This is a genomic window from Bradyrhizobium sp. CB1015, assembly GCF_025200925.1.
Lineage (GTDB): Bacteria > Pseudomonadota > Alphaproteobacteria > Rhizobiales > Xanthobacteraceae > Bradyrhizobium.
The window spans coordinates 5789384-5804219 of the sequence record NZ_CP104174.1 but is presented as its reverse complement, the minus strand read 5'-3'; the positions used below and the strand labels follow the sequence as shown (position 1 = coordinate 5804219).

Annotated in this window: 17 protein-coding genes; all 17 read left to right on the top strand. The window is 63.4% G+C overall.

The genetic code is table 11. The features are described 5' to 3' along the window. Window positions 1-193: 193 nt before the first annotated feature. The 17 genes from N2604_RS27110 to rpsQ all read left to right on the top strand — a co-directional run bounded on the left by N2604_RS27110 (window position 194) and on the right by rpsQ (window position 14791). Complete coding sequence (locus tag N2604_RS27110) at window positions 194-2248, top strand: FAD-dependent oxidoreductase (protein ID WP_260371166.1); 2055 nt, start codon at window positions 194-196, stop codon at window positions 2246-2248. Between the two features lie 134 nt (window positions 2249-2382). Beyond that, complete coding sequence (locus N2604_RS27105) at window positions 2383-4428, top strand: ABC transporter ATP-binding protein (RefSeq protein WP_260371165.1); 2046 nt, start codon at window positions 2383-2385, stop codon at window positions 4426-4428. A gap of 895 nt (window positions 4429-5323) precedes the next feature. Then, complete coding sequence (gene rpsL / locus N2604_RS27100; protein WP_007603006.1) at window positions 5324-5695, top strand: 30S ribosomal protein S12; 372 nt, start codon at window positions 5324-5326, stop codon at window positions 5693-5695. Window positions 5696-5710: 15 nt separating this feature from the next. Beyond that, complete coding sequence (rpsG, locus tag N2604_RS27095; protein WP_018647239.1) at window positions 5711-6181, top strand: 30S ribosomal protein S7; 471 nt, start codon at window positions 5711-5713, stop codon at window positions 6179-6181. Between the two features lie 32 nt (window positions 6182-6213). Continuing rightward, window positions 6214-8286: an elongation factor G gene (gene fusA / locus N2604_RS27090; protein ID WP_260371164.1), complete on the top strand. Its 2073-nt coding sequence runs from the start codon at window positions 6214-6216 to the stop codon at window positions 8284-8286. Between the two features lie 40 nt (window positions 8287-8326). After that, window positions 8327-9517 carry an elongation factor Tu gene (gene tuf / locus N2604_RS27085; RefSeq protein WP_027574053.1) on the top strand — a complete coding sequence of 397 codons (1191 nt, stop codon included), beginning with the start codon at window positions 8327-8329 and terminating at the stop codon, window positions 9515-9517. An 83-nt stretch (window positions 9518-9600) separates the two neighbouring features. Next, on the top strand, window positions 9601-9909 hold the full coding sequence (gene rpsJ, locus N2604_RS27080; protein ID WP_002712302.1) for a 30S ribosomal protein S10: 309 nt from the start codon (window positions 9601-9603) through the stop codon (window positions 9907-9909). A gap of 52 nt (window positions 9910-9961) precedes the next feature. Beyond that, the gene (gene rplC / locus N2604_RS27075; protein ID WP_025036993.1) at window positions 9962-10675 is read left to right on the top strand and encodes a 50S ribosomal protein L3; all 714 of its coding nucleotides are present in this window, start codon (window positions 9962-9964) and stop codon (window positions 10673-10675) included. Between the two features lies 1 nt (window position 10676). Further along, window positions 10677-11297: a 50S ribosomal protein L4 gene (gene rplD, locus N2604_RS27070; RefSeq protein WP_091894751.1), complete on the top strand. Its 621-nt coding sequence runs from the start codon at window positions 10677-10679 to the stop codon at window positions 11295-11297. Further along, on the top strand, window positions 11294-11596 hold the full coding sequence (locus tag N2604_RS27065) for a 50S ribosomal protein L23 (RefSeq protein WP_025036992.1): 303 nt from the start codon (window positions 11294-11296) through the stop codon (window positions 11594-11596). The genes rplD and N2604_RS27065 overlap by 4 nt, the downstream gene beginning before the upstream one ends. Before the next feature lie 12 nt (window positions 11597-11608). Next, window positions 11609-12442, top strand: coding sequence for a 50S ribosomal protein L2 (gene rplB, locus N2604_RS27060; protein WP_060736369.1), 834 nt, complete (start codon window positions 11609-11611; stop codon window positions 12440-12442). Window positions 12443-12454: 12 nt separating this feature from the next. After that, window positions 12455-12733, top strand: a complete 279-nt coding sequence (gene rpsS, locus N2604_RS27055; protein WP_008136357.1) for a 30S ribosomal protein S19 — start codon at window positions 12455-12457, stop codon at window positions 12731-12733. Window positions 12734-12743: 10 nt separating this feature from the next. Next, window positions 12744-13130 (top strand): 50S ribosomal protein L22, encoded by a 387-nt coding sequence (gene rplV / locus N2604_RS27050; RefSeq protein ID WP_260371163.1) that lies wholly within the window; start codon window positions 12744-12746, stop codon window positions 13128-13130. Between the two features lie 17 nt (window positions 13131-13147). Further along, window positions 13148-13873: a 30S ribosomal protein S3 gene (gene rpsC, locus N2604_RS27045; RefSeq protein ID WP_061876881.1), complete on the top strand. Its 726-nt coding sequence runs from the start codon at window positions 13148-13150 to the stop codon at window positions 13871-13873. Between the two features lie 30 nt (window positions 13874-13903). After that, on the top strand, window positions 13904-14317 hold the full coding sequence (gene rplP, locus N2604_RS27040) for a 50S ribosomal protein L16 (protein ID WP_008136349.1): 414 nt from the start codon (window positions 13904-13906) through the stop codon (window positions 14315-14317). Between the two features lie 5 nt (window positions 14318-14322). Next, entirely contained in the window at window positions 14323-14529 is a 207-nt protein-coding gene (gene rpmC / locus N2604_RS27035; RefSeq protein WP_025036989.1) for a 50S ribosomal protein L29, read from the top strand. A gap of 13 nt (window positions 14530-14542) precedes the next feature. Beyond that, the gene (gene rpsQ / locus N2604_RS27030) at window positions 14543-14791 is read left to right on the top strand and encodes a 30S ribosomal protein S17 (protein WP_024342452.1); all 249 of its coding nucleotides are present in this window, start codon (window positions 14543-14545) and stop codon (window positions 14789-14791) included. Window positions 14792-14836 lie beyond the last annotated feature (45 nt).

Genomic DNA, 14836 nt, shown 5'->3' with positions numbered 1-14836 from the left:
TCGTTCATCCGTAGGAATACCGAGGACAATGAAAAGGCCGGCTTTTGCCGGCCTTTTTGCTGCTTTCTGTGCTTGCTGCGATGCAGGATCGCCCTTTGTTCATCTTTCCTTCAGTCGCAAAAGCGCTTCTGCTAAGGCGACTTAGACCGGTGGTCCCGTGAAGGGGGCAGGGCCGGAAGACCACGGAACTCTCATGCTTGATCTCGCAATCGTAGGCGGTGGCCCCGGCGGGCTGATGAGCGCCTGGTACCTGAAGCGCAAGCTCGGCGACCTCTGTCGCGTCACCATCTACGAGGCTTCGGACCGGCTCGGCGGCAAAATCGTCACCCGCAAGTTCGATTCGGCGCCCGCGATGTACGAGGCCGGCGTTGCCGAGATCTACGACTACTCGATGACGGGTCCGGACCCGCTGCGCGAGCTGATCCAGCATTTCGGACTCCAGACCATTCCGATGGACGCCGAGCAGGTCCAGCTCGGCGGTGAGCTGCTCAACGACGTTCCGGGCATGCGCCGCAAATACGGCGCCAAGACTGCGGCCGCGATCGAAGCCTTCCGCAAGCGCTGCGCCGAGGTGATGTCGCCGGTGGAATATTACGAGGGCGTCGGCGCGCACGACAACGAGCATCCCTGGGCCTACAAGACGGCCGAGCAGGTGCTCGACGAGGAGGTCGAGGACGCCACCGCAAAGCGCTTCTTCAAGGTGATGGCGCGCTCCGACATCGCGACCGAGAGCCACAACACCAACGGTCTCAACGCGCTCAAGAACTATCTGATGGACGTCGACGGCTATATCGGCCTCTATTCCATCCAGAACGGCAACGAGCAGCTGATCGAATGCTTGCAGTCGGAGGTCAACGCCGACATCCAGCTCAATCACCGCGTGCTCACCGTCGGCAAGGCGCCGACCGGCCGTTATCAGCTCAAGATGATGAACGGCAAGGGGCCGGAGACCCGCGACTTCGATCTCGTGCTGGTATGCCTGCCGCATTCCTGGCTCGCCACCCTCGGCTGGGAGGGCGAGCAGCTGCGCAAGTCGATGGTCAAGCACGTGGCCTATTTCGACCGGCCCGCGCATTATCTGCGCGTCTCGATCCTGTTCGACGAGCCGTTCTGGGGCGACAAGATTCCGGGCGCCTGGTTCATGTCGGAAGCCTTCGGCGGCTGCTGCGTCTACAACGAAGGCGCACGTCACGACGTCGGCAAGCACGGTGTTCTGAACTGGCTCATTCCCGGCTCCGACGCGCTGGCTTTTGCCAATCTGTCGGACCAGGAGCTGATCGATGCCGCCCTGAAATCGCTGCCGGCTTCTCTCGGCGACGCGCGTCTGCACTTCATCGAAGGCAAGATCCACCGCTGGCTGTCGTCGGTGAACGCGCTGCCTGGTGGCTTGCCCGTGCGCGACGTCATGACCAATCACCGGCCCGAGCCGAAGGAGCACCCCGGCATCGTGGTGGTCGGCGACTATCTGTTCGATTCGACGCTGAACGGCCTGCTCGATTCCTCGGACGCGGCGACGGACATCATCCTGACCGAGATGATGCGCCTGCGCCGCGAACGCGCGCAGAGCGAGAAGCCGCTCTCGAACAAGATCGATCGCGATTATTTCGAGAATTATCGCGGCCTCGGCCCCTATCACCAAGCGTGGCGGCACTTCACCGATCCCGACTACCTGACGAAGCTGATCGGCATCGTCTGGGGCAATGCGGCGGGCACCAAGCTGCTGGTCGCGGGCTCCGCCAGCGGCGAGCTGGTCGGCGCGCTACGCGATCGCGGTATCGACGCATGGGGGATCGAGAACAACCGCGCCATCCATGCCAAGACGCCGAAAGCGCTGAAGAAGTACAACAAGCTCGGCTCGATCACCGACATGCCGTTCAAGGACGGTACGTTCGACTTCGTGTTCGAAACCAGCCTCTGCCACGTTTCCCCGAAGCAGGTCGCCCGCGCCATCCGCGAGTTCAACCGCGTGGTCAAGACCGGCCTCGTGTTCGGCTCCATCACCTCGGACATGGCGCCGGCATTGATCGACCGCTACGACCTCCTGCGCGGGGTGAAGAAGCTCGGCACCTGGTGGGAATGGTCCGAGCTGTTCTTCGGCAACGGCTTCGACCTGTCGATGCACCGCAAGGATTGCACCGATGCGCTCTGGGAGGCGACGCTCGCCGCCAACAAGGGACCGGGGCAGTGGTACGCCGACGCGGACAGCTTGCGCTATTCCTTCTTCGACAAGGTCGAGGACGAGGACTAGTCCCAGGGAACGGGAATCGAATTCGCCAATTGTTTTGCCGAATTGATCCTGATCGCATAGAATCGGTGCAATAGCGGTTGCCGCTATTCCTGCGTTCTCTGCGGTCATGCCGGCCGTCAGCATCGGTTGGTTTCATGGCATCCAAGCCCTTCTTGCCCGGCGACAAGCCTCTCTCTCCCGACCAACAGAAGCTCGCCGCGGAAGAGGCGGCCGGGCTCGACGACAAGCTCGCCGATGCTGCCAAGCCGGACGTCGAAGACGACGAGGACGCCGAAGACGATGGGGATGACGAGCTGGAGCTCGACGACGACGATGAGGACGAGGATCTCGTCGTCTTTACCGCGCGCGAAGCTGCCGGCGCGCTTGCGACCATCGTCGGGTTCGTCAAGCCCTATCTGTCCAATTACAAGAGGATGCTGTCATTCGTGGCATTCGGCGTCGTGGTCGAGACGTTGTTCAACGTCATCATGCCGCTCAGCCTCAAGTTCCTGATCGACGATGCGCTCGGCGAGGAGGATTTTCAGGCGCTCTACAAGATCCTCGGCGTGCTCGCCGTCGCCGGCATCTTCACCTCGATCGTTGCGGTCTGGTACGAACGCTGGGACGCGCGCCTTGCCGCTTGCGTCATCTCCGATGTCCGCAAGCGCCTGTTCGAGCACGTCCAGGACCTGCCGTCGGCCTATTTCGGCCGCACCCGGCGCGGCGAGATCCTGTCGCGCTTCTCGGTCGATCTCTCGGCCTTCGAAGGCGCGGTCAAGACGTTCGCCAACAGTGCTGCGCTGCCGTTCCTGGAGCTGATCGCCGGCATCATCCTGATGGTCTTCCTCAACTGGCAGCTCGCCGTCGTCGCGCTGCTGGTGTTCCCGATCACGCTGATCGGCCCGCGGATCCTGACGCCGAAGGCGGTGCAGGCCAATTACGAGCAGAAGCTGAACGAGAGTGCGCTGCTCGGCATGGTGCAGGAGAACGTGGCGGCCCAGGCGGTGATCAAGGCATTCAGCCTGCAGCGCAAGATGTTCGGTTTCTTCACCTTGCGCAACGACGAGACCCGCAACAAGATCGCCTCGGCCGCGTTCCTCTCGACCATGGTGGAGCGGACGGTCACCATCTCGGTGCTCCTCCTGCACCTCGTGGTGCTCGCGATCGGCGCCTATCTGGCGACCAAGGGCCAGATCACCATCGGCACCTTCGTCACCTTCGAGAGCGCGTTCTGGGAGGTCTCCTACAACATCGCCCATGTGATGCATTTCATCCCGGTGTCGATCTCCTCGGCCGCCGCGATCCGTCACATCCAGGAATTGCTCGACGAGCCGACCCGCGGCGCAGATCGTCCCGGCGCGCCCGATCTGCCGCGCATCACCAACGACATTACGTTCGATCACGTCACCTTCCAGTACGAGGGTAGCCAGACGCCGGTGCTGGACAATCTCAGCCTCAAGCTCAATGCCGGCAAGCGCATCGCGATCGTCGGTCCTAGCGGCTCCGGCAAGAGCACGCTGCTCAATCTGATCCTGCGGCTCTACGTGCCCGACGAAGGCCGCGTCACCATCGACGGCGTCGACGTCCGCAAGGTGACGCTGGATTCGCTGCGCCGGAGCATGGCGGTGGTGTTCCAGGAGAACATGCTGTTCAACATGTCGATCCGGGAGAACATCCGGCTCGGCAAGGAGGGCGCGACCGACGAGGAGGTGGAGGAGGCCGCCAAGAAGGCCGAGATCCACCGCTACATCATGAGCCTGCCGCAGCGCTACGACACGCCGGTCGGCGAGCGCGGCGATACGCTCTCGGGCGGCCAGCGCCAGCGCATCGCGATCGCGCGCGCGATCATCCGGAACCCCTCCGTGCTGCTGCTGGACGAGGCCACTTCGGCGCTGGACCAGACCACCGAGGCCGCGATCAACCGCACGCTGCTCAAGGTCGCCAAGGGCCGCACCATGATCTGGTCGACCCACCGCCTGACCTCGGTGGTCGAGATGGACGAGATCATCGTGATTTCAGGGGGCAGAGCGATCGAGCGCGGCTCCCACGCCGAGCTGCTCGCCAAGAACGGCACCTATCGCAAGCTGTGGAACGACCAGATCCACCAGCCCCACGGCACGGCAGCTCACGCCGACGACGGCCGCGACGAGGACGACGAGGACGAAGACCTCGAGGACGATGAGGACGACGAGAAGGAGTGACCGCGGTTCAGCTCGGGGGAGCCGATCGCGTTCGATTGTCGCGTCTCGCGAGCAACGTTCGGCACCGACTCGTCGATTCTCTGTTCCGAGGCGTTCGGCCGCCGCGGCGCCGCTTTTTTTCGCGCGCGTGGCTTTGGGCAAAAGCCTTCCGCGGAGCAACAAGTCCGGCGGAATCCCCGCCTCACCGGGCAACGGGGCGCGGCGGGAAAGCTGGAACGGCCGGCCTCCAGCCAGCGAACTGTGCGTAGTCAGGAAAAATGCCCTCAGGCTGGCAATAAAATAACATTAAATCCGGGTGTAATTAGCCTTTCGATCTGATCGGCCAAGCCGTTCGGTCCTATGTCCTCCAAGCGCGGGGAGGCGGCCAGGAGGCTATTTTCTGCAGGCGCATGAAGCGCTTTGAGACTGTCGTTTCACCTTGACTTGACCGATTCTCACTTATAGAAAGCGCCTCACTTAACGACAGGCGGTGAGCATCGCCAGCGTCGGAACGGGCCACCCGTTGATCCCCAAAGACTAGATCTGCAAGGGGTCGCTAAGACGGGCACCAACCTCGACGAATGCCGCTCAAACGCTGTCGATCATAGCTAGGCAATGCCGGTGCGACTTTAGTTCTCTTGAGCACGTCCTCTTGAGATTGAATTCGGATGCATGACCTCAGTGCGCGGGCCGCGGCATTACGCTGAGCGGCCTCAAGACTGCGGTCCTCTGTGGCGTCGAAGCGCTTTCCGCTCGTTAATGGAGCGGTTGGCGCAATTTCGCTTTGCGTGGGTTATTTCGCGCAAGGCGGCCCCTTCGGGCGGGTAGCTCGAGCAGAATTTGCGGACCCGGTGACGGGCCGCGGCAAGACAGCGGACCCGAGAGGGGCCGCGGCAGAAAAAGGGTGAAGGCCAGAATGCCGACGATCAACCAGCTGATCGCTCAACCGCGGGAAGTGCAGAAGTCGCGCAAGAAGGTGCCGGCGCTGCAGCAGTCGCCGCAGAAGCGTGGTGTTTGCACGCGCGTCTACACCACGACCCCGAAGAAGCCGAACTCGGCGCTTCGTAAGGTTGCCAAGGTGCGCCTGACCAACGGCTTCGAGGTGATCGGCTACATCCCTGGCGAGGGCCATAACCTCCAGGAGCACTCGGTGGTCATGATCCGCGGCGGCCGCGTCAAGGACTTGCCGGGCGTGCGCTATCACATCCTCCGCGGCGTTCTGGACACCCAGGGCGTCAAGAACCGTAAGCAGCGTCGTTCGAAGTACGGCGCCAAGCGTCCGAAGTAAGCGGGAACCAAGCCTATGTCTCGTCGCCACTCTGCGGAAAAGCGCGAAGTTCTTCCGGATCCGAAGTTCGGGAACATCATCGTCACGAAGTTCATGAACTCGGTGATGTACGCCGGCAAGAAGTCGGTTGCGGAAGGCATCGTCTATGGTGCGTTCGGCATCATCGAGAGCAAGACCAAGCAGAACCCGCTCGGCGTGTTCGAGCAGGCGCTCGAGAACGTCATGCCGACGATCGAGGTTCGCTCCCGCCGCGTCGGCGGCGCGACCTACCAGGTTCCGGTCGAGGTTCGCTCGACCCGCCGGCAGGCTCTCGGCATTCGTTGGCTGATCGCGGCTGCCCGCGAGCGCAACGAGAAGACGATGACCGAGCGGCTCTCGGCCGAGCTCTTGGACGCATCGAACAACCGGGGGAACGCCGTCAAGAAGCGCGAAGACGTGCACCGCATGGCGGAAGCCAACCGCGCCTTCTCGCATTATCGCTGGTAACGGCGACACACTCGGACTCGCAAGGAACGCCCATGCCCCGCCAACATGCCATCGAGGACTACCGTAACTTCGGTATCATGGCGCATATCGACGCCGGCAAGACCACGACCACCGAGCGCATCCTCTATTACACCGGCAAGAGCCACAAGATCGGCGAAGTGCACGAAGGTGCCGCGACGATGGACTGGATGGAGCAGGAGCAGGAGCGTGGCATCACGATCACCTCGGCTGCGACCACCGCGTTCTGGAACGGCAAGCGCCTGAACATCATCGACACGCCCGGCCACGTCGACTTCACCATCGAAGTCGAGCGTTCGCTCCGCGTGCTCGACGGCGCCGTCTGCGTGCTCGACTCCAACCAGGGCGTCGAGCCCCAGACCGAGACGGTCTGGCGCCAGGGCGACAAGTACAAGGTTCCGCGCATCGTCTTCGCCAACAAGATGGACAAGATCGGTGCCGACTTCTTCAAGTGTCTGTCGGACATCGTCGACCGTCTGGGCGCCAAGCCCGTCGCGATCCAGCTTCCGATCGGTGCCGAGAACAACTTCAAGGGTCTCGTCGACCTCGTGAAGATGAAAGGCGTCATCTGGAACGATGAATCGCTCGGCGCGAAGTTCGACTATGTCGACATTCCGGAAGATCTCGTCGACCAGGCCAAGGAATACCGCGAGAAGATGGTGGAAGCCGCCGTCGAGCTCGACGACGACGCCATGGCCGCCTATCTCGACGGCAAGGAGCCGGACGAGGCGACCCTGAAGCGCCTGATCCGCAAGGCGGTGCTGACCGGCGCGTTCTATCCCGTGCTGTGCGGCTCGGCCTTCAAGAACAAGGGCGTGCAGCCGCTGCTCGACGCCGTCGTCGACTACCTGCCGTCGCCGCTCGACGTGCCCGCGATCAAGGGCACCGACGACAAGGGCAACGAAGTCGTGCGCAAGGCGGACGACAAGGAGCCGCTGGCGCTGCTCGCGTTCAAGATCATGGACGACCCGTTCGTCGGCACCATCACCTTCTGCCGCATCTATTCCGGCATTCTACAGAGCGGCACCGGCGTCGTGAACTCGACCCGCGAGAAGAAGGAGCGGATCGGGCGCATGCTGTTGATGCATGCGAACAACCGCGAGGACATCAAGGAAGCCTATGCCGGCGACATCGTCGCGCTGGCGGGTCTGAAGGAAGCGCGCACCGGTGACACGCTGTGCGATCCCGACCATCAGGTCATCCTCGAGAAGATGGAATTCCCCGAGCCGGTCATCGAGATCGCGATCGAGCCGAAGTCCAAGGCCGACCAGGAGAAGCTGGGCGTGGCGCTGGCCAAGCTCGCCGCGGAGGATCCGTCCTTCCGCGTGTCGACCGACCACGAGTCCGGCCAGACCATCCTCAAGGGCATGGGCGAGCTCCATCTCGACATCAAGGTCGACATCCTCAAGCGCACCTACAAGGTCGACGCCAACATCGGTGCGCCGCAGGTCGCGTTCCGCGAGCGCATCACCAAGCGGGTCGAGCACAGCTACACCCACAAGAAGCAGACCGGCGGTACCGGCCAGTTCGCGGCCGTGTCGTTCATCGTCGAGCCGAACGAGCCCGGCAAGGGCTTCGAGTTCGAATCGAAGATCGTCGGCGGCGCGGTGCCGAAGGAATACATCCCCGGCGTCGAGAAGGGCCTCGAGAGCGTGCTGTCGTCCGGCGTGGTCGCGGGCTTCCCCGTGGTCGACGTCAAGGTGCAGCTCGTCGACGGCAAGTATCACGATGTCGACTCGTCGGCGCTCGCCTTCGAAATCGCTTCGCGCGCCTGCTTCCGCGAAGCGCTGCAGATGGGCAAGTCGGTCCTGCTCGAGCCGATCATGAAGGTCGAGGTGGTGACCCCGGAAGACTATACCGGCTCGGTCATCGGCGACCTGAATTCCCGGCGCGGTCAGATCCAGGGGCAGGACATGCGCGGCAACGCCAACGTCATCAACGCGATGGTGCCGCTCATGAACATGTTCGGTTACGTGAACAATCTGCGCTCGATGAGCCAGGGTCGCGCGACCTTCACCATGCAGTTCGATCACTACGCAGAAGCGCCGGCCAACGTGTCGGCAGAAGTCCAGAAGAAGTTTGCCTGATTGTCGTCGGTCTCAAGCTGACGATTGAACGGAGAGTCAAATGGCCAAAGCAAAGTTTGAACGTACCAAGCCGCACTGCAACATCGGCACCATCGGTCACGTCGACCATGGCAAGACGTCGCTGACCGCGGCGATCACCAAGATCCTCGCCGAGACCGGCGGTGCGACGTTCACCGCGTACGACCAGATCGACAAGGCGCCGGAAGAGAAGGCGCGCGGCATCACCATCTCGACCGCGCACGTCGAGTACGAGACCACGAACCGCCACTACGCCCACGTCGACTGCCCCGGCCACGCCGACTACGTGAAGAACATGATCACCGGCGCCGCCCAGATGGACGGTGCGATCCTGGTCGTGTCGGCCGCTGACGGCCCGATGCCGCAGACCCGCGAGCACATCCTGCTCGCCCGCCAGGTCGGCGTGCCCGCGCTCGTCGTGTTCCTCAACAAGTGCGACATGGTCGACGATCCGGAGCTGCTCGAGCTGGTCGAGCTCGAAGTCCGCGAGCTGCTCTCGAAGTACGAATTCCCCGGCGACAAGATCCCGATCATCAAGGGTTCGGCGCTCGCCGCTCTCGAGGACTCCGACAAGAAGCTCGGCCACGACGCCATCCTCGAGCTGATGCGCAACGTCGACGAGTACATCCCGCAGCCGGAGCGTCCGATCGACCAGCCGTTCCTGATGCCGGTTGAAGACGTGTTCTCGATCTCGGGCCGCGGCACCGTCGTGACCGGCCGTGTCGAGCGCGGCGTCGTCAAGGTCGGCGAGGAAATCGAGATCGTCGGTCTCCGCGCCACCCAGAAGACCACCGTCACCGGCGTCGAAATGTTCCGCAAGCTGCTCGATCAGGGCCAGGCCGGCGACAACATCGGCGCGCTGCTCCGCGGCACCAAGCGCGAGGACGTCGAGCGCGGCCAGGTTCTGGCCAAGCCGGGTTCGGTCAAGCCGCACACCAAGTTCAAGGCTGAGGCCTACATCCTCACCAAGGAAGAAGGCGGTCGCCACACCCCGTTCTTCACCAACTACCGTCCGCAGTTCTACTTCCGCACCACCGACGTGACCGGTGTCGTGCACCTGCCGGAAGGCACCGAGATGGTGATGCCGGGCGACAACATCGCGATGGAAGTGCACCTGATCGTCCCGATCGCGATGGAAGAGAAGCTCCGTTTCGCGATCCGCGAAGGCGGCCGCACCGTCGGCGCCGGCGTCGTCGCCTCGATCATCGAGTAACAAGCGAATAGGGAATGGTGAGTGGCGAATAGGGAACTCTATTCGCTACTCGCTACTCGCCACTCACTAAAGAAAGCACGGCAATGAACGGCCAAAACATTCGTATCCGTCTCAAGGCGTTCGACCATCGTATCCTCGATACGTCGACCCGTGAGATCGTGAACACGGCGAAGCGCACCGGCGCGCAGGTCCGCGGACCCATTCCGCTGCCCACCCGCATCGAGAAGTTCACCGTCAACCGTTCGCCCCACGTCGACAAGAAGAGCCGCGAACAGTTCGAGATGCGCACGCACAAGCGCCTGCTCGACATCGTCGATCCGACCCCGCAGACCGTCGATGCTCTGATGAAGCTCGACCTGGCCGCCGGTGTCGACGTCGAGATCAAGCTCTAAGATTTTGGATCCCGTTCGCCAAAAGCGGACAAAGAGAACAGGAAGCAAGCCGATGCGCTCCGGAGTGATCGCACAAAAGGTCGGGATGACGCGGGTCTTCACGGAGGCCGGCGAACATATCCCCGTGACCGTGCTGAAGCTCGGCAATTGCCAGGTCGTAGGCCACCGCACCGAAGAGAAGAACGGTTACGTCGCGCTCCAGCTCGGTTCGGGCAGCCGCAAGACCGTTTACATGCCGAAGGCCGAGCGCGGCCAGTTCGCGGTCGCCAAGGTCGAGCCGAAGCGCCGGGTCGAGGAATTCCGCGTCACCGCGGACGCCATGATCCCGGTCGGCGCCGAGATCCAGGCCGACCACTTCGTCGTCGGCCAGTTCGTCGACGTCACCGGCACCTCGGTCGGTAAGGGCTTCGCCGGCGGCATGAAGCGCTGGAACTTCGGCGGTCTGCGCGCCACGCACGGTGTGTCGATCTCGCACCGCTCGATCGGCTCGACCGGCGGCCGTCAGGACCCCGGCAAGACCTGGAAGAACAAGAAGATGCCCGGCCACATGGGTGTCGACCGCATCACCACGCTCAACCTTCGCGTCGTCCAGACCGATGTCGAGCGCGGCCTGATCCTCGTCGAAGGCGCCGTTCCCGGCTCCAAGGGCGGCTGGATCCGCGTGCGCGACGCCGTCAAGAAGCCGCTGCCGAAGGAAGCTCCGAAGCCCGGCAAGTTCAAGGTTGCTGGCGACGCGGAAGCCGCTCCGGCTGCGCAGGAGGCGTGAGATGGAATTGAAGGTCACCACCCTCGAAGGTAAGGAAGCGGGCTCCGTCCAGCTGTCCGACGCCATTTTCGGCCTCGAGCCGCGCGAGGACATCATCGCGCGCTGCGTGCAATGGCAGCTCAACAAGCGCCAGGCCGGCACACACAAGGCCAAGGGCCGCGCCGAGATCTGGCGCACCGGCAAGAAGATGTACAAGCAGAAGGGCACCGGCGGTGCTCGTCACGGCTCGGCCCGCGTGCCGCAGTTCCGCGGCGGCGGTCGTGCCTTCGGTCCGGTGGTGCGTTCGCACGCCACCGACCTGCCGAAGAAGGTCCGTGCGCTCGCTCTGAAGCATGCGCTCTCGGCCAAGGCCAAGGACGGCGATCTCGTCGTGATCGAGAAGGCCGCGCTCGAGACCGCCAAAACCAAGGCGCTGCTCGGCCACTTCTCTGGTCTCGGCCTGACCAACGCGCTGATCATCGACGGTGCCGAGCTCAACAACGGCTTCGCCGCTGCGGCCCGCAACATCCCGAACATGGACGTGCTGCCGATCCAGGGCATCAACGTCTATGACATCCTGCGCCGTCAGAAGCTCGTTCTGACCAAGGCCGCCATCGATGCGCTGGAGGCGCGCTTCAAATGAGCAAGAACATCGAGCCTCGCCACTACGACGTGATCCTGTCGCCGGTCGTGACCGAAAAGGCGACGATCGCCTCGGAGCACAACAAGGTGCTGTTCAAGGTGGCCGCCAAGGCGACCAAGCCGCAGATCAAGGAAGCGATCGAGAAGCTGTTCGACGTCAAGGTCAAGAGCGTCAACACGCTGGTCCGCAAGGGCAAGGTCAAGGCCTTCCGCGGCACCATCGGCTCGCAGTCGAACAGCAAACGCGCGATCGTGACCCTCGAAGAGGGTCACCGGATCGACGTCACCACCGGTCTGTAAGGTCGTACGACGATGGCACTGAAGACATTCAATCCCACGACGCCGGGCCAGCGCCAGCTGGTCATGGTCGATCGTTCGGCCCTCTACAAGGGCAAGCCGCTGAAGGCGCTCACCGAAGGCAAGAAGTCCTCGGGCGGCCGCAACAACACCGGCCGCATCACCGTGCGCTTCCGCGGCGGCGGTCACAAGCAGACGCTGCGTACCGTCGACTTCAAGCGTGAGAAGGTCGACGTGCCCGCGACCGTCGAGCGGCTGGAATATGATCCCAACCGGACCGGCTTCATCGCGCTGATCAAGTATCAGGACGGCGAGCAGGCCTACATCCTGGCGCCGCAGCGCCTGGCCGTGGGCGACACGATCATCGCCGGCAACTACGTCGACGTGAAGCCGGGCAACGTCATGCCGCTCGGCAACATGCCGGTCGGTACGATCATCCACAACATCGAGGTCAAGATCGGGAAGGGCGGTCAGCTCGCCCGTTCCGCCGGCACCTACGCCCAGCTCGTCGGCCGCGACCAGGATTACGTCATCATCCGCCTGAACTCGGGCGAGCAGCGCCTGGTGCACGGCCGTTGCCGCGGCACGATCGGCGCGGTGTCGAACCCGGATCACATGAACACTTCGATCGGCAAGGCCGGTCGCAAGCGTTGGATGGGCCGCAGGCCGCACAACCGCGGTGTCGCGATGAACCCGATCGACCATCCGCACGGCGGTGGTGAAGGTCGTACCTCGGGCGGCCGTCACCCGGTCACCCCGTGGGGCAAGCCGACCAAGGGCAAGAAGACCCGCACCAACAAGTCGACCAACAAATTCATTCTCCTAAGCCGCCACAAGCGGAAGAAGTAAGGAACGCCGGACATGGTTCGTTCAGTCTGGAAAGGCCCGTTCGTCGAGGGTTCTCTGCTCAAGAAGGCAGATGCCGCGCGCGCGTCCGGCCGTCACGACGTCATCAAGATCTGGAGCCGTCGCTCGACGATCCTGCCGCAATTCGTCGGCCTGACCTTCGGCGTCTACAATGGTCAGAAGCACGTGCCGGTGGCCGTGAACGAGGAAATGGTCGGTCACAAGTTCGGCGAGTTCTCGCCGACCCGGACCTTCCATGGCCACTCCGGCGACAAGAAAGCCAAGAAGGCTTGAGGATTAAACGATGAGCAAACCTAAGCGCGAACGGAGCCTCGCCGACAACGAGGCCAGGGCGGTCGCCCGGATGCTGCGGGTGAGCCCGCAGAAGCTCAACCTGGTCGCCCAGCTCATTCGCGGCCGGAAGGCGTCTGCCGCGCTCGCCGACCTGCAGTTTTCGCGCAAGCGGATCGCGGTCGACGTGAAGAAGTGCCTGGAATCGGCGATCGCCAACGCCGAGAACAACCACGACCTCGACGTCGACGATCTCGTCGTGGCGCAGGCCTTCGTCGGCAACGGCCTCGTGATGAAGCGCTTCGCCGCCCGCGGTCGCGGCCGCTCGGGCCGGGTCTACAAACCGTTTTCGCAGCTGACGATCATCGTTCGTCAGGTCGAAGCTGAAGCCGCCGCTTAAGGGCGCAGGAGAACACGATGGGTCAAAAGATCAATCCGATCGGTCTGCGTCTCGGCATCAACCGGACCTGGGATTCGCGCTGGTTCGCCGGCAAGCAGGAATACGGCAAGCTGTTGCACGAGGACGTCAAGATCCGCGAGATCCTGCACAAGGAGCTCAAGCAGGCGGCCGTCGCCCGCATCGTGATCGAGCGTCCGCACAAGAAGTGCCGCGTCACCATCCACTCGGCCCGTCCGGGCGTGGTGATCGGCAAGAAGGGCGCGGACATCGACAAGCTGCGCAAGAAGGTTGCTGACATCACCTCGTCCGACGTCGTCATCAACATCGTCGAGATCCGCAAGCCGGAGCTCGATGCGACGCTGGTGGCCGAATCGATCGCGCAGCAGCTCGAGCGCCGCGTGGCGTTCCGCCGAGCCATGAAGCGCGCCGTGCAGTCGGCGATGCGTCTTGGCGCGGAAGGCATCCGCATCAACTGCTCGGGACGTCTGGGCGGTGCGGAAATCGCGCGCATGGAATGGTACCGCGAAGGCCGCGTGCCGCTGCACACGCTGCGTGCCGACATCGACTACGGCGTTGCGACCGCGTTCACGACCTTCGGCACCTGCGGCGTCAAGGTCTGGATCTTCAAGGGCGAGATCCTCGAGCACGACCCGATGGCCCAGGACAAGAGAATGGCCGAAGGCGAGACCGGCGGCAGTGGCGATCGCGGTGGCCGTCAGCGCCGCGAGACGGCCGCTGCCTGAAGCCAGACAGGAATTTGAGGGCTTAAAGCCATGATGCAACCTAAGAAAACGAAGTTCCGGAAGGCGCATAAGGGCCGCATCCACGGCGTTGCGTCTTCGGGCGCGACGTTGGCGTTCGGCCAGTTCGGCCTGAAGGCGACCGAGCCTGAGCGTGTCACCGCGCGCCAGATCGAAGCCGCCCGCCGCGCGCTGACCCGCCACATGAAGCGCGCCGGCCGCGTCTGGATCCGCGTGTTCCCCGACGTTCCGGTGTCGAAGAAGCCGGCCGAAGTCCGCATGGGCTCCGGCAAGGGTTCGCCGGAATTGTGGGTCGCGCGCGTCAAGCCGGGCCGGGTGCTGTTCGAGATCGACGGCGTCAACACCCAGACGGCGCGTGAGGCGCTGACCCTGGCGGCCGCCAAGCTGCCGATCAAGACGCGCTTCGTCGAGCGCATTGCGGAGTAATGGCCATGGCCCAGATGAAGATCGAAGACATCCGTGCGATGAGCCCCGACCAGCAGGATGAGGCCATCCTGAACCTGAAGAAGGAGCGCTTCAACCTGCGCTTCCAGCGCGCCACCGGGCAGCTCGAGAACACCTCGCGCCTGCGCGAGGCCCGCCGTGACATCGCCCGGATCAAGACCATCGCCGCGCAGACGCGCGCGAAGAAGAAGTAAGAGGCTTACGAAGATGCCGAAACGTACTTTGCAGGGCGTGGTCGTCAGCGACAAGCAAGCCAAGACCATCGTGGTGCGCGTCGACCGCCGCTTCACGCACCCGATCTACAAGAAGACGATCCGCCGTTCGAAGAACTACCACGCGCACGACGAGAGCAACCAGTTCAAGCCGGGCGACATGGTGTGGATCGAGGAAACCAAGCCGATTTCGAAGTTGAAGCGCTGGGTCGTGATCCGGGGCGAACACAAGAAAAGCGCCTGATCTGTTGGCTTTAGCCGACCGACTTCAGGGAAATGTTGAGCGCCG